The 18,678-nt window shown below is 39.8% G+C and carries 13 protein-coding genes, 2 tRNA genes and 3 pseudogenes; 17 read left to right on the forward strand and 1 reads right to left on the reverse strand.

Annotation, left to right across the window (positions count from 1 at the left end):
* From ACFINW_RS04260 to ACFINW_RS04270, 3 genes and pseudogenes are all read left to right on the forward strand, one after another.
* Positions 1 to 3,620: pseudogene (locus ACFINW_RS04260) on the forward strand (hemagglutinin repeat-containing protein); the annotation flags it as partial.
* On the forward strand, positions 3,574 to 4,266 hold the full coding sequence (locus ACFINW_RS04265; protein WP_375640700.1) for an AAA family ATPase: 693 nt from the start codon (positions 3,574 to 3,576) through the stop codon (positions 4,264 to 4,266). The pseudogene ACFINW_RS04260 and the gene ACFINW_RS04265, both read left to right, overlap by 47 nt.
* Positions 4,267 to 4,385: 119 nt before the next feature.
* Positions 4,386 to 4,819, forward strand: a pseudogene (locus tag ACFINW_RS04270) (XRE family transcriptional regulator).
* A gap of 34 nt (positions 4,820 to 4,853) precedes the next feature.
* On the opposite strand, the gene ACFINW_RS04275 reads toward ACFINW_RS04270, so the two are convergent.
* A tRNA-Val gene (locus ACFINW_RS04275) sits at positions 4,854 to 4,929 on the reverse strand.
* A 172-nt stretch (positions 4,930 to 5,101) separates the two neighbouring features.
* Here ACFINW_RS04275 and ACFINW_RS04280 point away from each other — a divergent pair.
* From ACFINW_RS04280 to ACFINW_RS04345, 14 genes and pseudogenes are all read left to right on the forward strand, one after another.
* Positions 5,102 to 5,178 (forward strand) — tRNA-Asp (locus tag ACFINW_RS04280).
* A gap of 297 nt (positions 5,179 to 5,475) precedes the next feature.
* Positions 5,476 to 5,841, forward strand: a complete 366-nt coding sequence (locus tag ACFINW_RS04285) for an NADH-quinone oxidoreductase subunit A (RefSeq protein WP_005773599.1) — start codon at positions 5,476 to 5,478, stop codon at positions 5,839 to 5,841.
* Positions 5,832 to 6,413, forward strand: coding sequence for a NuoB/complex I 20 kDa subunit family protein (locus tag ACFINW_RS04290; RefSeq protein WP_375629768.1), 582 nt, complete (start codon positions 5,832 to 5,834; stop codon positions 6,411 to 6,413). Before ACFINW_RS04285 ends, ACFINW_RS04290 begins: the two co-directional genes overlap by 10 nt.
* A 14-nt stretch (positions 6,414 to 6,427) precedes the next feature.
* Positions 6,428 to 7,039: an NADH-quinone oxidoreductase subunit C gene (locus ACFINW_RS04295; RefSeq protein ID WP_375629771.1), complete on the forward strand. Its 612-nt coding sequence runs from the start codon at positions 6,428 to 6,430 to the stop codon at positions 7,037 to 7,039.
* Positions 7,040 to 7,159: 120 nt separating this feature from the next.
* Positions 7,160 to 8,350 carry an NADH-quinone oxidoreductase subunit D gene (locus ACFINW_RS04300; protein WP_375613457.1) on the forward strand — a complete coding sequence of 397 codons (1,191 nt, stop codon included), beginning with the start codon at positions 7,160 to 7,162 and terminating at the stop codon, positions 8,348 to 8,350.
* Positions 8,350 to 9,040 (forward strand): annotated as a pseudogene (gene nuoE, locus ACFINW_RS04305) (NADH-quinone oxidoreductase subunit NuoE). The gene ACFINW_RS04300 and the pseudogene nuoE overlap by 1 nt, the downstream one beginning before the upstream one ends.
* Before the next feature lie 129 nt (positions 9,041 to 9,169).
* Positions 9,170 to 10,474: an NADH-quinone oxidoreductase subunit NuoF gene (nuoF, locus tag ACFINW_RS04310; protein WP_375629774.1), complete on the forward strand. Its 1,305-nt coding sequence runs from the start codon at positions 9,170 to 9,172 to the stop codon at positions 10,472 to 10,474.
* A 68-nt stretch (positions 10,475 to 10,542) separates the two neighbouring features.
* Entirely contained in the window at positions 10,543 to 12,612 is a 2,070-nt protein-coding gene (gene nuoG, locus ACFINW_RS04315; protein WP_375640706.1) for an NADH-quinone oxidoreductase subunit NuoG, read from the forward strand.
* A gap of 22 nt (positions 12,613 to 12,634) precedes the next feature.
* The gene (nuoH, locus tag ACFINW_RS04320; RefSeq protein ID WP_375629900.1) at positions 12,635 to 13,681 is read left to right on the forward strand and encodes an NADH-quinone oxidoreductase subunit NuoH; all 1,047 of its coding nucleotides are present in this window, start codon (positions 12,635 to 12,637) and stop codon (positions 13,679 to 13,681) included.
* Between the two features lie 14 nt (positions 13,682 to 13,695).
* Positions 13,696 to 14,187: an NADH-quinone oxidoreductase subunit NuoI gene (gene nuoI / locus ACFINW_RS04325; protein WP_273723184.1), complete on the forward strand. Its 492-nt coding sequence runs from the start codon at positions 13,696 to 13,698 to the stop codon at positions 14,185 to 14,187.
* A 94-nt stretch (positions 14,188 to 14,281) separates the two neighbouring features.
* Entirely contained in the window at positions 14,282 to 14,902 is a 621-nt protein-coding gene (locus tag ACFINW_RS04330) for an NADH-quinone oxidoreductase subunit J (RefSeq protein ID WP_375621225.1), read from the forward strand.
* Between the two features lie 14 nt (positions 14,903 to 14,916).
* The gene (nuoK, locus tag ACFINW_RS04335) at positions 14,917 to 15,225 is read left to right on the forward strand and encodes an NADH-quinone oxidoreductase subunit NuoK (RefSeq protein ID WP_273791275.1); all 309 of its coding nucleotides are present in this window, start codon (positions 14,917 to 14,919) and stop codon (positions 15,223 to 15,225) included.
* A gap of 6 nt (positions 15,226 to 15,231) precedes the next feature.
* Positions 15,232 to 17,196 (forward strand): NADH-quinone oxidoreductase subunit L, encoded by a 1,965-nt coding sequence (gene nuoL / locus ACFINW_RS04340; protein ID WP_375629783.1) that lies wholly within the window; start codon positions 15,232 to 15,234, stop codon positions 17,194 to 17,196.
* Positions 17,196 to 18,665, forward strand: a complete 1,470-nt coding sequence (locus ACFINW_RS04345; protein WP_273791287.1) for an NADH-quinone oxidoreductase subunit M — start codon at positions 17,196 to 17,198, stop codon at positions 18,663 to 18,665. The genes nuoL and ACFINW_RS04345 overlap by 1 nt, the downstream gene beginning before the upstream one ends.
* The last annotated feature ends 13 nt before the right edge of the window (positions 18,666 to 18,678 follow it).

Here is an 18,678-nt window from a genome sequence, read left to right on the forward strand (position 1 = left end):
CAAGGGTAATGTTGCTCTTGGCGCCCAAGGGGAGGTAACAATAGGGGTAAGAAACGATGAGATGGAGTATCATCTTCGCACCAAAAACACGAAAGTGGACATGCAAGCCTCTCATGCCGTTGGCTCTTCGATAAAATCGGGAGGTGACACCACTGTCATTGCAGGGCAGGATGGCAAACCGCATGATCTTAGCATTACAGGCAGTTCCATTGCTGCTGATGGCAAGGTGGGGCTGAAAGCCAGCAACCATGTCCTGATCAATAATGCAGAGGATAGCTTACATTATGAGATGTCGTACCATAAAGACGGTGGGGTGTTTAGTAGCAGCAAATCTGAGCATAACAAGATGGATGTGAGCCAAGTTGTGGGGTCAAGCATAACAGGGGGTGAAGGCATTGCCATTGATTCCGGAAACAACACGGAAGTTGTAGCCTCGATGCTCGTAGCCGGTAAGGCAGAGGAAAAGTCAGGAGAGAAAGCACTAGGAGATCAGAAAAAAGCGGATATTACTATTCACTCTGGGGGAAAGATTACTATCAAAGGCGCCCAAGAACACTTGGATCAGCAAGCACAATCGTCATCAAGTGGCTTTTTGCATGAGGAATCGTCCGATACATCTCAATCGCATACCACAACGGTCTCCTCTATCCTTGGGGCAACGGGCAACATCGTGTTAGACGCACAAGGAGAAGCCAAGATTTCTGCTTCTCATCTGCTTTCCGGTCAAGATATCAATGTGAGCGGAGAAAATGTGACGATTGATGGCATGCAAGATCACCATAAAAGCCATTCAGAGACCCATGAAACGGGTTTTGGTGTGGGATCAGGTAAGGGCTTTGTGTCGATATACGGGAGTGAGGGAAAGACAGAAAATGAAGAGAGTTTTGAGCATCAAGGTTCTTCTCTCAATGCGGATGGTACGATTAACATCACTGCCAAGAAAAAAGATGTGACAATTGTTGGCTCTGATCTTGCAGGGGAAAATGTTAATCTTACCGCAGCGCATGATGTGAATGTGCTTGTTGGTCATAATAGCCATAAGTCAAACTCTGTAGAAGAACGGGAAGGCTTTGGGTTTCAGTTTGAAAAGAGCAACAGCGGTGCTTCCTTGGGGGTTGGAATTGCAAGCGCCAAAGATACGGGCGATCAATGGGAAACCACTTCCACACAATCACACATCACGGCACGCCAAGATGTGCAGATTACTGCTGACAATGATGTAAATATGCAAGCAGCCATTGTTTCGGCAAATCGTGATGTCAACATTGATGCCGGCAATAATATCACCCTATCAGAAAGCTATGATACCTCTAACGCAAAAGAAAAGCATGAAAAGTCTTTTGCTGGTGTGACAACTTCCGTTGATATCGGTGTCCTTGGCACGGTACAAGGACTAAAAGATGCCGCAGATCACATGAATAATAAGGATGGTAACAATACAGTTATTAATGGCATACTGACTGGCATGAAAATCAGTCATCTTTATAGTAAAGGCAAAACCTTTGTTAATTGGCTGACTGGCAATACGGGGGAAAAGGGGAACGTAACCAAAGGACTGAGTAGCTCATTAGGAGGATTGGGGGGCTCCACCAAGGATGCTCTTGCCAATATGGCTGGTGCATCTGGCAGTGTAACCGTGGGCTTTAAAACTGAGAAAACAGAAGCCTCTTCTCAAGTCTCCACAGCGGTGACAGATAGCATAGAAGGCGGACGCGCTGTTAACATGCAAGCCCACAAAGGCAGCATTCATGGTGTTGGTGCTGATATTATCGCTGGTACCAATCCAATCTATGTGCTGGAAAATGATGCACAGAGCGGAAAGATCACCATGGAAGCAGGTAAAGATATCATCTTTGAAAGTGCACAAAACACGCAAAGCACACAAAACAGCAGTGAAAGTGCTTCAATGAGTGTTGGCACCGGTTATGGCACGGGTGGCGCAGGGGCAACGGGTAGTGCTTCTTTTAGTCAAGGGGAAGGTTCCAGTGAGGAAGTTCAACACAAAAACAGCCATATTATAGGCACCGGCACCGTTCATACCACGAGTGGGGCAAACACCACATTGGCAGGCGCCGTGGTTTCTGGAGAGCGTGTAGAAATGGAAGTAGGGGGTGATTTTGCCATTACCAGCCGCAGTGATACGGGACAAAGTTCCAGCAAGCAAAACTCTGTTTCCATTGGTTATAATAGCCGAGAAAAGGATGGTACAGCCACAACCAATATTTCCTTGAACAAGGATAAATCCTCTAGTGATTATCATAGTGTTGTGGAGCAATCAGGCATCAAAGCGGGTGATGGTGGTTTTAAGATCAACGTTAAAGATAAAACAACGCTGACCGGAGGTATTATTGAAAGCACCGCGCCGGCAGAAAAAAACAGCCTGACCACAGGAAGCATTAGTACCAGTGATATCAGCAACAGTGCGCATGCGCAAGCCAGCAGTCAAGGTTTAAGCATTTCAGCGGGTGGTCCGATGTATCAGGGCAAATATGGTGTCGGGAAAAACATTGCTAAAAATGTCTTAGATCATTCAAAAGCTAAAGATTCAGAGGAAGGATATACCAAATCCGCTATCAGCAATGGCACTATCGTCATTACTGATGAAGCAGGGCAGAAGGCATTAACAGGGCAAGATGTTGAGCAAGCCATAGCCCTCCCTTAATCGGGATACTGCTAGCGCCCATAAGGGTGTACAACAGCTCGATGTAGGCAAGCTGGAACAAATCGTCCATGAAAACCGTGAAATGGCAACTCAACTCTTAGAAGAAGGATTTAAATACAGTGATGACTCCTATAAAACCATGTTTATCAAAGAGCACCCCATCGCCGTGGTGGATCGTGATGAACAGGGCAATATACTCTATGAAATAGATGCAAATGGACAGTATATCAAAGACGCTCGTGGACAACCAATACCTCACGCACATTATTAAACGGATGAAGAAAAGCAGCATTTACAAGAGGGTGCTGATGGCAAGGTGCATGTGTCCTTTAATGGCATCTTTACTCCACCAGAGGAAGCCGTTGTTTATGCGGTTCAACATGCGAAGGATAAAAATGAACCGCTTTATTTTGTTGTGTTCCCAGAAGCCGATTCTGCTATCTCAGAACTTCTAGTCGCGGGCTATCAGAAGTTTATGGAAAATAACTTTTGGGGTTTGACCAATTCAACACAAGAAGCAAAAGATTTGATGTATAGCTATGGTCTTACAGGATTAGAACTTTATGGACATAGTCGCGGGACAATGACATTGGGAAATATGCTGAATTCTTTCAAACAAGAAGGTGTTCACGGTATAGCCGACAACACGAATATCAATTTCTATGGACCAGCCTTTAATGTTTTAGTTGCATCCGGTCTGTTAGGTTATGTGAGTGATGGCAAACAAACCATTGTTGGTTTTGATGGGCATAGATATGACTTTGTAAGCAGAATTATTGGCGGCAATGGCTATACTTATGAGACAATACCTGCTGGTAGTAACGTTTTGACAGAATGGTGGAGAGTGGTCATGAATCCCATAAGTCCCCATACTTGTCTTGGAGATGCGAGTCCAAAATGTCGCTATAATTATGGCTCATCCAATCGAGTGCAAAATAAGAAAAAATCTTGGTATTAGTTTTCAGGAAGATATTGTCGATTGTGATGACAACGATGCTGTTAAGCAGCGTATAGGATTGATCAATGGTTATTTGAAGTCAGTAGTGAAGGAAGGTTGGGTGGATATTACTGAAGGGAAGAGCCTTTTTGATGATTGTATAATAGAAAAATTTAATAGTGATCACGATACTGTCAGTGGTTTTGTAGATTATTGTTTACAAATTAAAGCAAATAACCTCTTTTTTTATTTACATGAGAGAAGTAAAGGGTTTCGTTGGTTTTTTTGTTTTAAAGTTCTTACAGAAGTTCGCAGGCATAGAAGCAAAAATGGAATAGTTTTTTTATTGGATGAGCCAGCAAATAATTTACATATTCATCCACAGAGAAAAATATTAAGCTCCTTACAAACGTTATCGAGCATAAAGGGCAATAAAGTAATTTATTCGACGCATTCCCCTTATCTTATTAACGACGATAATTTGGATAATTTGTTTACCGTACGTAATGAAGCAAATGATTTTGAAGCGCCTCGAATTGTTTGTGAAAGATTTCTGGAATTAACTACATCTACTGAAGAAACTGTGAGGGCTGTTGAGCCTATTGTTCACAAAACATGGATTACACACCTTGGAACAGGAGCTGATTGGATTATAAAAAAAATTTAATGGAGTTGCTGCTAATGCAAAGAAGGTAAATCACATTGCTGATTGCGTGAAACATATTATTGGTGGATAATTTTCTCAGTTTATGCCGTAAAGCTTATACCCTTACGCGTTTTATTTAAATGCTTACACCCTTTGGTAAAATTTTACGGAAACTTCGCATTGATCACTCCAAACGCCTCTTAGATATGGCTAAGAAATTAGACATATCTGTAGGATTTTTATCTTCTGTCGAGATTAGCAAAAAATCTGTTCCTGTAGGACTGGAGGAAAAGATCATAGAGCTTTATAGTTTAGATCAAGAGGTAGCAGAAATTTTGAAAAGAGAATCGGATTCTTATTGTAAAAGTTTCACTATAAAGTCTTCTGATACATTTAGATGTGAAGCTGTTGGTATGTTTGCTAGACTGATAAACATTATTTCACAAGAAGATTTAGAACTATTAAAAAATTGTTAGAGAAAGCTGGCAAAAAGAATGCGCTTTGTAAAGAAAAGAATAAAAATCATATTCCCCTAACTTTATTTAGGCATCCCTTATCTTTTAAAAATATATGAAGAATCAAAAACTTAATAGGAATATAAAGCTATATGGTGGGCGATGAGAGACTCGAACTCCCGACATCCTCGGTGTAAACGAGGCGCTCTACCAGCTGAGCTAATCGCCCAATGCAATGATCAGCCATTGAATGGAGAATCTTTAAGGAAAAATTTTTCTAAACGCAAGAATAAAGATGGTATTTGATAATTTTTTTTAAAAATGCATAATCCTTCTTGACATAAACGCATGAACCCCTTACACGACCGCTTGTACCAAATTAAATTGGTTCGAAAAAATGCGCGGGTGTAGCTCAGTTGGTTAGAGTGCTGGCCTGTCACGCCGGAGGTCGCGGGTTCGAGCCCCGTCACTCGCGCCATTTCGTGATTCCTTATGAAATTTCCTTTTTAAAATATCCATATGCTATGAGTGATGTGGTGGAGTGTTTGATTGGGAATAAATATGTTTTTTCTTTCTTTTTATATGGTTTATAAGAATAGGGCTTGCGTCTTTCTTTGCTCTGCGTTACCTATGCCGATAAGAAAAGTATCGCTCTGTATGCCTTTGAAGCAGTATGAATAGAGTTAATAGAGCGATTGTTAAATTTGTCTGTTTGGTCTCGCAATATTGAATCATTGTGTTAAACTCAGGCATTTCGTTACGATGGAAGAGGGTTATGGCTTATTTATTGAGCTCTTATTTGCCAGTCTTGATTTTCATTATTGTGTCAGCGGTTATTGCTGGAGTTTTGTTGATTACACCTTACATTGTAGCATATCGTTCCCCCGATCCTGAAAAATTATCGGCTTATGAATGTGGGTTTAATTCATTTAGTGATGCACGCATGAAGTTTGATATTCGTTTCTATTTGGTGTCAATTTTATTTATTATTTTTGATCTTGAAGTTGCATTTCTTTTTCCTTGGGCTGTTTCATTCGAATCAATAGGTATGTTTGGCTTTTGGTCGATGATTGTGTTTTTAGCGATTTTGACTATTGGATTTATATATGAATGGAAAAAAGGAGCCCTTGAATGGAATTAATATCTAATAATTCAACGATTGAGGCTCCAAAACCAAAAGGAATCATTGATCCAAATACTGGTGGGCTGATAGGATCTGACGATAAGTTTTTTCGTGATATCAATGCTGAATTATCAGATAAGGGGTTTTTAGTTACCTCGGCAGATGCTTTGATTACTTGGGCACGTACCGGTTCTTTAATGTGGATGAGTTTTGGTTTGGCTTGTTGTGCTATCGAAATGATGCAATGCTCAATGCCTCATTATGATAATGAGCGTTTTGGATATGCACCACGAGCTTCACCCCGCCAGTCAGATGTGATGGTGGTGGCAGGTACTCTAACAAATAAGATGGCTCCTGCTTTAAGAAAAGTGTACGATCAGATGCCAGAGCCACGTTATGTGATTTCTATGGGATCATGTGCAAACGGTGGGGGATATTATCATTATTCCTATTCAGTAGTGCGGGGATGTGATCGTATCGTGCCTGTCGATATATATGTCCCAGGGTGTCCACCTACAGCAGAGGCATTATTATACGGCATATTGTTGCTACAGAAAAAAATCCGTCGTACCGGATCCATAGAGCGATAGAGAGTTTTCTTGTCATGGTGGATGAAACATTGGTTGAGCTTGCTGCTTATTTGGAAAACAAATTAAAAAATAAGCTTGAAGAGACTGTTCTTGCTTTTGGTGAATTGACCATTGTGGCACGTCTTGATGCAATTATCGATGTCTTAATGTTTGTTCGTGATGATTCTCGCTGTCAATTTATTAATCTTACAGACATTAGTGGTGTGGATTATCCTTTTCGCGATAAGCGCTTTGATGTTTCTTACCAATTGTTATCTCCTCGTGAGAATTTACGCTTACGTGTAAAAGTTCGTACGGATGAAAATACTCCTGTTGCTTCAGCTTGTACGGTTTATCCTGGCGCAGAGTGGTATGAACGTGAAACGTATGATATGTATGGGGTTTTATTTTCAGGACACCCGGATTTGAGACGGATTTTAACAGATTATGGGTTTGAAGGATATCCTTTACGCAAAGACTTTCCTGTGACAGGATTTGTTGAATGCCGTTATGATAATGAAGCAAAGAGGGTGATTTATGAGCCTGTTGTTTTGCGTCAAGAGATGCGTAATTTTGATTTTCTTTCTCCTTGGGAAGGAGGACAGTATACTTTGCCATGTGATGGGAAAGCAGATGAAAAAAAATAATATTGGTTTTGATAAGGCATTATATTAGAGTACTGTATTTCTTAAATAATTAAATATTTTTTAGCGTGATAGATTTTTTGATATTTGATATGAAGTTTTTTAAAAAGCAAGGGGTTGATTGTGGCTGAGGTCAATGTTCGAAACTTTAATATCAATTTTGGTCCGCAGCATCCTGCCGCGCATGGGGTTTTGCGCATGGTTCTGGAGCTGGACGGTGAAGTTGTTGAGCGTGTAGATCCACATATTGGGTTGTTGCATCGCGGTACTGAAAAATTAATGGAAACAAAGACTTATCTCCAAGCTGGTCCTTATCTAGATCGTTTGGATTATGTTGCTCCTATGAATCAGGAACATGCTTTTGTTCTTGCTATTGAAAAGTTATTAGATATAAAAGTTCCTAAAAGAGGGCAATTAATACGTGTTTTGTTTTCTGAAATTGGGCGTATTCTTAATCATTTGCTTAATGTAACGACACAGGCAATGGATGTTGGTGCTTTAACACCACCGCTTTGGGGATTTGAGCAACGTGAAAGATTGATGATTTTTTATGAGCGTGCCTGTGGTGCTCGTCTTCATGCAAATTATTTTCGTCCTGGTGGCGTGCATCAAGATTTACCAGAATCTTTAGTTGAGGATATTGGTGATTTTATTGATCCATTTCTTGTTTCTCTCGGAAAACTTGATGCGCTTGTGACCCCAAATCGGATTTTTAAGCAGCGTAATGTGGATATTGGCGTTGTAAGTATTGATGAAGCTTGGGCACGCGGTTTTTCTGGGGTTATGATTCGTGGAGCTGGTGTTCCATGGGATTTGCGTAAAAGTCAGCCTTATGAATGTTACGATGAAATGGAATTCGATATTCCTATAGGTAAAAATAGCGATTGTTATGATCGCTATCTTATTCGTATGGAAGAAATGCGTCAATCAGCGAAAATTATGCGCCAATGTGTGGAACGTTTACTGAGTACTGAAAAAAATGGACCGGTTTCGAGCTTGGATCGCAAAATTGTACCACCGACGCGGAGTGAAATGAAAAGCTCGATGGAAGCACTGATTCATCACTTTAAACTCTATACGGAAGGTTTTCATACACCTCCTGGAGAAGTATATGTTGCTGTGGAAGCTCCGAAGGGTGAGTTTGGTGTTTATCTTGTTTCTGATGGAACCAATAAGCCTTATCGTGTCAAGTTGCGTGCTCCTGGGTTTGCTCATCTCCAAGCTATGGATTTTTTAACCAGAGGTCATATGTTAGCAGATGCTACAGCTATTTTGGGTTCGATTGATATTGTTTTTGGGGAGGTTGATCGCTAATGTCCGTACGCCGTCTTGCAGATGATGTTTATCAGCCCGCTGAGTTTTCTTTTACAAAAGAAAATCAGATATGGGTAAAAAATACCATAAAAAAATATCCTGCAGGGCGTGAGCAGTCTGCTGTAATTCCATTATTAATGCGTGCTCAAGAGCAAGATGGTTGGGTGACACGTGCAGCGATTGAGCATATTGCTCAGATTCTTTCCATGGCTTATATCCGTGTCTTAGAAGTTGCTACTTTTTATACTCAGTTTCAGCTTAAGCCTGTTGGAACAAAAGCGCATATTCAAGTTTGTGGTACAACGCCTTGTATGTTACGTGGTTCTGACGAATTGATTAAAGTTTGTCAGAAAAAAATTCATCATGAACCTTTTGCGACCAATCAGGATGGAACCTTATCATGGGAAGAGGTGGAGTGTCTTGGTGCTTGTGTGAATGCTCCGATGGTTATGATTTTTAAAGATACTTATGAAGATCTTACAGCTGAACGCCTTGAAGAAATTATTGATGCATTTGAAGCAGGTAAGGGTTCTGAGATAGCGGTTGGTCCGCAAAATAGTCGTAAATCGTCGGAACCGATTAGTGGTTTAACTTCTCTTATTGATGATGAGAAAGAAAAAAAGATCTCTCAAGTCTTCACCAAAAAAGGATAAGGAAAGAATGGGGAACATAATTAAGTATTTTTCTTGAGAAAATATTTTATTATTCTACCCATGACGGCAACATTTAACGAAAAGTAAGAAGTCTTGAAAAGATATTTAAAAACTGCATTTGAGGAAAAGCGGAAAATGCTATGGGTAATAGAAAAAAAGGTGGGGTATGCTAGCTGATAAAGATCGTATCTTCACCAATATTTATGGTTTAAAAGACAAATCATTAAAGGCTGCGATGTTGCGTGGGCATTGGAATGGTCTGAAAGAAATGATTGACAAAGGTCGTGATTGGGTCATTGATGAAGTGAAGGCATCGGGTTTACGCGGTCGTGGTGGTGCTGGTTTTCCTACTGGAATGAAGTGGTCCTTTATGCCAAAGCAGAATGATGGGCGTCCTCATTATTTGGTTGTCAATGCCGATGAATCTGAACCTGGAACTTGTAAAGACCGTGATATTTTACGTCATGACCCCCACACTTTGATTGAAGGATGTGCAATCGCTACTTTTGCTATGGGAGCCAATGTTGCTTTTATTTATATTCGTGGTGAATATATTCGTGAACGTGAAGCGCTTCAAGCTGCCGTTGATGAATGCTATGATGCGGGTTTACTTGGTAAAAAAACGAAATATGGGCATGCTTGTGATATTGTTATTCATCATGGAGCTGGTGCTTATATTTGTGGTGAAGAAACGGCTCTTCTTGAAAGTCTTGAGGGAAAAAAGGGACAACCTCGGCTTAAACCACCATTTCCTGCCAATATGGGGATTTATGGCTGTCCAACAACAGTAAATAATGTAGAGTCTATTGCCGTTGTTCCAACGATTTTGCGGCGGGGTGCTTCGTGGTTTTCATCAATCGGACGAGCAAATAATGTTGGAACGAAATTATTTATGGTTTCAGGGCATGTTAATGCACCTTGTACATTTGAAGACGCTCTTGGTGTTTCATTCCGTGAATTAATTGAAAAACATACGGGTGGTGTTCGTGGTGGATGGAATAATCTTTTAGCAGTTATTCCAGGGGGGGCTTCTTGTCCAGTCGTTCGTGGTGAGGATATGATCGATGCGATCATGGATTTTGATGGGATGAGAGATGTCGGGTCTTCTTTTGGCACAGGGGGAATGATTGTTATGGATAAATCAACCGATATTATCAAGGCAATTTGGCGTATAGCTGCTTTTTTCAAGCACGAGAGTTGTGGTCAGTGTACACCGTGTCGTGAGGGGACGGGATGGATGATGCGTCTTTTAGGGCGTATGGTTGAGGGAAGAGCGCAAAAACGCGAGATTGATCTTTTGTTTGAAGTGTCTAAACAGGTTGAAGGACACACTATTTGTGCGCTTGGTGATGCTGCCGCATGGCCTGTACAGGGGTTGATACGTAATTTTCGTCCGGAAATCGAGCGTAGAATTGATGAATACACGCGAAATGTAGTCCAAAGCAAAAATATTGCTTTAGAAGCGGTTTAATAAAGGATTTTGTTTTAAGAGCAACCGAATGCAAATTTTAAGTGGGTTATCCGCAGGTTGGATGGGTGATGATAAATATCAAAGTTGATGGCAAAGAGATTGAAGTTCCTGATTACTACACTTTGCTTCAGGCTGCTGAGGCGGCTGGGGCAGAAATTCCACGTTTTTGTTTTCATGAATCTTTGTCAATTGCTGGAAATTGTCGTATGTGTTTAGTTGAGGTTAAGGGTGGTCCATCAAAACCTCAGGCTTCTTGTGCTATGGGGGTTCGTGATTTACGATTGGGGCCTAACGGTGAGGCACCTGAGATTTTTACCAATACACCGATGGTAAAAAAAGCACGTGAAGGTGTTATGGAATTTCTTCTCATTAATCATCCTTTGGATTGTCCAGTGTGTGATCAAGGGGGAGAGTGTGATCTTCAAGATCAAGCAATGCTTTATGGACGAGATTGTTCTCGTTATACAGAAAATAAACGTGCTGTAGAAGATAAATATATTGGACCTCTCGTCAAAACTGTTATGACACGGTGTATTCATTGTACACGGTGTGTTCGTTTTACAACGGAAGTTGCAGGTATTTCTGAGCTTGGTTTGATCGGTCGTGGTGAAGATGCTGAAATTACGACGTATCTTGAAAAAGCTATGACATCTGAATTACAGGGAAATGTTATTGATCTTTGTCCAGTGGGAGCTCTAACTTCAAAACCTTATGCGTTTCATGCCCGTCCGTGGGAATTGGTAAAAACGGAATCGATTGATGTGATGGATGCGCTTGGTAGTGCTATCCGTATTGATAGCCGCGGCCGTGAAGTTATGCGGATTATGCCGCGTACGAATGAAGATGTAAATGAGGAATGGATTTCTGATAAAACGCGTTTTATTTGGGATGGATTACGGACTCAGCGGCTTGATAAGCCATATGTACGCAAAGATGGAAAGCTTCAACCTGTCAGTTGGACAGAAGCTTTTGCAAAAATTAAAATGGTAATCTCTAAAATTTTTCCAGAAAAAATTGGAGCCATTGCGGGGGATCTTGCTTCTGTTGAAGAAATGTATGCCCTTAAAGCATTATTGAGTTCTTTGGGCTCAACGCTTTTTGATTGTCGTCAAAGAGGGGGGGCTTTATCGCCAGAGTTTGGGCGCTCGAGTTATATTTTTAATCCTACAATTGTAGGTATTGAACAGGCTGATGCACTGCTTATTGTGGGATCTAATCCACGTCATGAAGCAGCTGTTTTAAATGCGCGTATTTTAAAGCGCCAACGGATGGGCAATTTTCCTATTGCATTAATTGGAGAGAAAGTCGATTTACGTTATCCTTATTCTTACCTTGGATCTGGGAGTGATACATTAACGACACTTATTCGTGGAGAGGATGTTTTTTTTAATGTCTTAAAAGAAGCGAAGAGGCCCCTTATTCTTATCGGAGAGGGAGCGGTTTCAGGAAGTGAAGGTTTATCGGTTTTAAAAAGTCTTGCTAAATTAGCTGATAATATAGGTGCTCTTAGTGAGACATGGAATGGGTTTGGGGTTCTTCATAATGCAGCATCGATTGTTGGAGGGTTGGACATAGGCTTTACTTCTAAGCTTGGGGTTGCAAATATACTTAAAACCTGTGAAGTTCTATTTTTGCTTGGTGCTGATGAAGTAGAATTAGCCAATACAAAAGCTTTTACAGTTTATATTGGGAGCCATGGTGATAATGGTGCACATGCTGCTGACGTTATTTTGCCTGCATCTGCTTACACTGAAAAATCAGGGCTTTATGTGAATACAGAAGGACGTGTTCAAATGACAAATCGGGCTGGTTTTGCTCCAGGTGAAGCAAAAGAAGATTGGGCTATTTTGCGTGCTTTATCGGATATTTTAGGACAAAAGCTCCCTTTTGATTCTCTTTCTCAATTAAGGCAATGCTTGTTTAATGATTATCCACACCTTTGTGCTGTTGATGATATAGTGCCTTCTGATATAAGTGATCTTAAGGCGCTTGGTTCAAAAATGGTTTCTCTCGAGAGTCAAGCATTTACTTCTATGGTTAAAGATTTTTATTTAACAAATCCGATAGCACGTGCTTCTGCTGTTATGGCTGAATGTTCATCTCTTGCAAAAAAACGTGCTATACAAACAGTAAAGTAAGGGCAAAGGAAAAGGAATAATGATGTATGATTTCTTTATGACTTGGCTGTTGCCATTACTCATTATAATCGGAAAAACACTTCTTCTTTTGGTCGTTCTTTTGGTCTTAGTTGCTTATCTTCTTTATGCCGATAGAAAAATTTGGGCAGCGGTACAATTGCGTCGTGGACCAAACGTTGTTGGACCATGGGGTTTGTTACAGTCTTTTGCAGATTTAATTAAATTTGTTGTGAAAGAACCTATTATCCCAGCAGGTGCAAATAAGGGGGTTTTTCTTTTGGCTCCTTTTGTTTCAGCGACACTTGCTTTATCAACTTGGGCTGTTATTCCTGTCAATGAGGGCTGGGAGGTTGCAAAGATTAATGTTGGCTTGCTTTATATTTTAGCCATTTCATCTCTTGAAGTTTATGGTGTTATTATGGGGGGATGGGCATCAAATTCAAAATATCCTTTCTTAGGAGCTCTTCGTTCGGCGGCACAAATGGTTTCTTATGAAGTTTCCATTGGTTTTGTGCTTGTGACTGTCATTTTAATAAGTGGTTCGTTAGATCTCACAACAATTGTTTTTAAACAAACGCACGGGCTTGGTACAACTCTTGGTCTTCCTTTTAACAGTTTTCTCGATTGGAATTGGTTGGTCCTTTTTCCAATGTTTATTATATTTTTTATTTCTGCGCTTGCAGAGACAAACCGTCCTCCATTCGATTTGGTGGAAGCAGAATCTGAACTTGTTGCTGGTCATATGGTAGAATATTCTTCAACGCCTTACATGCTCTTCTTTCTAGGTGAATATGTTGCGATTGTTTTAATGTGCGCATTAACAACCATTCTATTTTTAGGCGGTTGGCTGCCTCCCTTAGATGTTTGGTGGCTTAATTGGGTTCCTGGTATCATTTGGTTTGTTTTAAAAGTCTGTTTTGTATTTTTTTGGTTTGCTATGGTCAAAGCATTTGTTCCACGTTATCGCTATGATCAGCTCATGCGGCTTGGTTGGAAGGTTTTTCTTCCTCTCTCACTAACAATGGTTGTGATAACTGCTGCTTTTTTAAAGTTTACGGATTTCGTTTAAGAGGAGATTTTACGATGTCAGGTTTTATTCAGGCGGCAAAGTCACTTCTTCTATTGGAATTTGTGAGTGCTTTTTTCTTAGCTATGCGTCAATTTTTTTCACCAAAACCCACGATTAATTATCCTTATGAAAAAGGTTTTGTATCTCAGCGTTTTCGCGGTGAGCATGCATTGCGTCGCTATCCAAATGGTGAAGAACGGTGTATTGCTTGTAAATTATGTGAAGCGATTTGTCCTGCTCAAGCGATTACAATTGAAGCTGGGCCACGGCGCAATGATGGTACACGTAGAACTGTCCGTTATGATATAGACATGGTTAAATGTATTTACTGTGGTTTTTGTCAAGAAGCCTGTCCGGTTGAAGCTATTGTCGAAGGTCCAAATTTTGAGTTTGCGACGGAAACACGTGAAGAACTTTATTATGATAAAGAAAAACTTTTATTGAATGGAGATCGCTGGGAGCGAGAAATTGCTCGAAATATATTGATGGATGCGCCTTATCGTTAAGTGTATCGTTAAATGAGGTGTCGGATATTTTTCCGATAAATTGTAATCTGGTATGAAGTTTATACCAATTGTTTGAATAATTAAGGAGAAGCCTATGCTAACAGATCTAGCGGCGGCATTTTTCTATTTGTTTGCTTTTATTATGCTAACAAGTGCAGTTATTGTTATTACAGCACGCAATCCAGTGCATTCTGTTTTGTTTTTAATCCTCGCATTTTTTAATGCAGCAGCTTTGTTTTTACTTGCAGGAGCAGAGTTTTTGGGGCTTATTCTGCTTGTTGTTTATGTTGGAGCTGTCGCTGTTTTATTTTTATTTGTCGTTATGATGCTTGATGTTGATTTTGCTGAGTTAAAGAGTGGAACTCTTCGGTATGCTCCGATTGGGGCTCTTATTGGCATTATTATCGCTGTAGAATTGATTGTTGTTTTTATGAGTAGCTATTTTTCTCCAGTCTTGAGAACGCATGTTACGCAACCAATGCCAGATTTAGCGCAGCGAACAAATACACAAGCATTAGGTGATATTCTCTATACGGATTATGTTTTCTATTTTCAAATTGCTGGAATGATTTTATTGGTTGCAATGATTGGAGCTATTGTTTTAACACTTCGTCATAAATTAGGAGTAAAGCGGCAATCTATTGCGGAGCAAGTTTCTAGAACGGTAGAAAGTGCCATTGAAATCAAACAAGTTGAATCAGGCAAAGGTATGTAAGGGGGGCTATGTAGATGTATATTGATATTACACATTATCTCACTGTTTCTGCTTTGATGTTTACAATTGGTATTGCTGGAATTTTTCTCAACAGAAAAAATGTGATTATTATCTTGATGTCCATTGAGCTTATATTGCTTTCAGTTAATCTCAATTTTGTTGCATTTTCAGCATTTCTTCATGATCTCGTTGGTCAGGTATTCGCTTTATTTGTCTTAACCGTAGCAGCTGCTGAAGCTGCCATTGGTTTAGCAATTCTGGTCGTTTTTTTCCGTAATCGTGGTTCCATTGCGGTTGAAGATGTTAATGTAATGAAAGGCTAACCAGTGATGTATTATACGATTGTCTTTCTTCCGCTTTTGGGTTTTTTAATTGCTGCACTAGGTGGAAAAACGATAGGAGATCGTGCGAGTGAATTGATAACATGTAGCTTTATGGTTGTTGTTGCCATATTATCGTGGATAGCATTTTTCAGTATTGCACTTGGTCATATTCCAGCGATTGATGTATTGGTATTACATTGGATGACTGTTGGTGACTTAAGCTTTAATTGGGCTTTACATGTTGATACATTAACAGCTGTCATGCTTATTGTTGTAAACAGTGTTTCGGCATTGGTGCATATTTATTCAATTGGTTATATGCACCATGACCCTTCAAGGTCTCGTTTTTTTTCTTATCTTTCTTTGTTTACATTTATGATGCTTATGTTGGTCACATCCAATAATTTGATTCAGATGTTTTTTGGATGGGAAGGTGTCGGACTTGCTTCTTATTTACTCATTGGTTTTTGGTTTCAGCGCGATTCTGCTAATAAGGCCGCAATGAAAGCTTTTGTAGTTAACCGTGTTGGAGACTTTGGTTTTCTCTTAGGAATCTTTAGTATTTTTGTTTTGTTCCAATCGGTTGATTTTGCCTCTATTTTTGCAAAAGCTGCCGACAAGAGCTTTATACAAAATATGACATTTTTAGATTGGCAATTTGATGGGCAGACGGCAATTACCATTACATGTCTTTTATTATTTATTGGTGCGATGGGAAAATCCGCACAATTTCTTTTACATACTTGGCTGCCTGATGCAATGGAAGGACCAACCCCTGTATCAGCGCTTATTCATGCCGCTACAATGGTAACGGCTGGTGTTTTTATGGTTGCGCGTATGTCGCCAATTTTTGAACTTTCTTCAACTGCTTTGACCGTGATTATTATTGTTGGTGCAACAACAGCGTTTTTTGCAGCAACTGTGGGGTTGGTGCAGAACGATATTAAGCGTGTTATTGCTTATTCTACATGCTCTCAACTTGGTTATATGTTTGTGGCATTAGGTGTTGGAGCTTATGGCGCTGCTGTCTTTCATCTTTTTACGCATGCTTTTTTTAAAGCCTTATTGTTTCTTGGTGCAGGTTCTGTGATTCATGCTGTATCTGATGAACAAGATATGCGAAAAATGGGTGGGTTACGCAAACATATAAAGGTCACCTATTGGATGATGATGGTCGGGACCATTGCCTTGACCGGTGTTGGAATTCCAGGAACACTTTTCGGGACTGCAGGTTTTTTCTCAAAAGATGCGATTATAGAGTCTGCTTTTGCATCTCATAATATTGCTTCAGGATATGCTTTTTATCTTCTTGTTTTTGCTGCCTTTTTAACAAGTTTCTATTCATGGCGACTTATCTTTATGACATTCCATGGTAAACCACGGGCAACAGTTGATGTGATGCATCATGTTCATGAATCGCCTCCAGTTATGTTGATTCCACTCTTTCTTTTATCTATTGGAGCAATATTTTCTGGTGTCGTTTTCCAACCTTACTTTTTTGGTGACTTGTATAATGCTTTTTGGAAGGGAGCATTATTTACAAGCAGCCATAATCATATTCTTCATGATGCTCACCATGTTTTTAATTGGGTAAAATGGTCGCCTTTTATAGCAATGATTCTTGGGTTTATGTTGGCTTATTTATTTTATATTGTGGCTCCCTCTCTTCCCAAGAAAATGGCGCGTATTATGCCAGGAGTGTATCACTTTCTTTACCAAAAGTGGTATTTCGATCAATTATATAACTTTTTATTTGTTCGTCCTACCTTTAGAATTGGTTCTTTTCTTTGGAAAGTGGGAGACGGTAAGATTATTGATGGTCTAGGTCCCAATGGTATTGCAGCGCGTGTTGTTGATATTACAAATAGAGTTGTTCGAATGCAAACAGGCTATCTTTACCACTATGCATTTGCAATGCTTATCGGCGTTGCATTGCTCATTACATGGATGATGATCGGGGGCGTAAACTAATGACCGATTGGCCTATTCTTTCTACGGTTACATTTTTGCCGCTTGTTGGTGTTCTTCTGATTTTGTTTATCAAAGATGATAGTGAAGTAGCACGCCATAATATACGTAATGTCGCATTTTTTACGACTCTATTTGTTTTTATTATTTCTTTAATTATTTGGATAGGATTTGATTCTAGCAACCAAAATTTTCAAATGGTTGAAAAATCCAGTTGGTTAGGGGGGGGTATTAGCTATCATATGGGGGTCGATGGTATTTCTATTCTTTTTGTTGTTCTCTCGGCTTTTCTTTTGCCTTTCTGTATTTTAGCAAGTTGGGAGAATGTTAAAGAAAGATTAAAAGCCTATATGATTGCGTTTCTTCTTCTAGAAGTTGCGATTATTGGTGTTTTTTGTGCTCTTGATGCAATGCTATTCTATGTTTTTTTTGAAGGCAGCCTCATTCCAATGTTTATCATTATAGGTGTATGGGGAGGAGCACGTCGTGTTTATGCAAGTATAAAGTTTTTCTTATATACTTTACTTGGTTCAGTGCTTATGCTGGTTGCTCTTATGGTTATGTATTGGGAGGCTGGGACACTTGATATACCAACTTTACTCAATTATCAGTTTCCTGCTCATATGCAAATATGGCTATGGCTTGCATTTTTTGCTTCTTTCGCAGTTAAAATGCCAATGTGGCCAGTTCATACATGGCTCCCTGATGCTCACGTAGAAGCACCGACAGCGGGTTCTGTTATTTTAGCTGGTGTCTTACTTAAATTAGGTGGGTATGGTTTTCTTCGTTTTTCTTTGCCTATGTTTCCTATCGCTTCAGCAGATTTTGCGCCTTTTGTTTTCACATTATCGCTTATCGCTATTATTTATACATCACTGGTTGCACTTGTTCAAAGTGACATCAAAAAACTTATTGCATATTCCTCAATAGCGCATATGGGATATGTAACGATGGGTATTTTTGCTGCGAATGAACAGGGGATACAAGGGGCTATTTATCAGATGCTATCCCATGGAATTGTTTCAGCAGCATTGTTTCTTTGTGTTGGGGTTATCTATGATCGTTTGCATACACGTGAAATTTCAGCGTTTGGTGGTTTAGTGAATAATATGCCTAAATATGCTGTTGTTTTCTTAATTTTCACCATGGCAAATGTTGGTTTGCCTGGAAGCTCAGGATTTTTGGGTGAATTTTTAACCTTAATAGGTGTTTTTCAAGTAAATAAATTGGTTGTTGTTTTAGCAACAACAGGTGTTATCTTATCGGCAGCCTATGCCCTTTATCTTTATCGGCGTGTGGTTTTTGGTTCCTTGGATAAAGAGAATTTAAAAGTATTAATAGATCTTTCTTTAAGAGAAAAATTCCTCCTTTATCCAATGGTTATTCTTACAATATTCTTTGGTATCTATCCAACGCCTATTCTTAAGGCAACGGCGTTTTCCGTAGAAACCCTCATCAATAAACTGCACTAGATAAGGGAAGAAT

It is taken from the genome of Bartonella sp. AA18HLJMS (genome assembly GCF_042197245.1).
In the GTDB taxonomy this organism is placed as follows: domain Bacteria; phylum Pseudomonadota; class Alphaproteobacteria; order Rhizobiales; family Rhizobiaceae; genus Bartonella.

Excerpts from the sequence above, each read along its gene's own strand:
- ACFINW_RS04265 (WP_375640700.1), top strand. The coding sequence starts at position 3,574 with ATGGCTCATCCAATCGAGTGCAAAATAAGAAAAAATCTTGGTATTAGT.
- ACFINW_RS04285 (WP_005773599.1), top strand. The coding sequence starts at position 5,476 with ATGGCTTATTTATTGAGCTCTTATTTGCCAGTCTTGATTTTCATTATT.
- ACFINW_RS04290 (WP_375629768.1), top strand. The coding sequence starts at position 5,832 with ATGGAATTAATATCTAATAATTCAACGATTGAGGCTCCAAAACCAAAA.
- ACFINW_RS04295 (WP_375629771.1), top strand. The coding sequence starts at position 6,428 with ATGGTGGATGAAACATTGGTTGAGCTTGCTGCTTATTTGGAAAACAAA.
- nuoF (WP_375629774.1), top strand. The coding sequence starts at position 9,170 with ATGCTAGCTGATAAAGATCGTATCTTCACCAATATTTATGGTTTAAAA.
- nuoG (WP_375640706.1), top strand. The coding sequence starts at position 10,543 with ATGATAAATATCAAAGTTGATGGCAAAGAGATTGAAGTTCCTGATTAC.
- nuoH (WP_375629900.1), top strand. The coding sequence starts at position 12,635 with ATGTATGATTTCTTTATGACTTGGCTGTTGCCATTACTCATTATAATC.
- nuoI (WP_273723184.1), top strand. The coding sequence starts at position 13,696 with ATGTCAGGTTTTATTCAGGCGGCAAAGTCACTTCTTCTATTGGAATTT.
- ACFINW_RS04330 (WP_375621225.1), top strand. The coding sequence starts at position 14,282 with ATGCTAACAGATCTAGCGGCGGCATTTTTCTATTTGTTTGCTTTTATT.
- nuoK (WP_273791275.1), top strand. The coding sequence starts at position 14,917 with ATGTATATTGATATTACACATTATCTCACTGTTTCTGCTTTGATGTTT.
- nuoL (WP_375629783.1), top strand. The coding sequence starts at position 15,232 with ATGTATTATACGATTGTCTTTCTTCCGCTTTTGGGTTTTTTAATTGCT.
- ACFINW_RS04345 (WP_273791287.1), top strand. The coding sequence starts at position 17,196 with ATGACCGATTGGCCTATTCTTTCTACGGTTACATTTTTGCCGCTTGTT.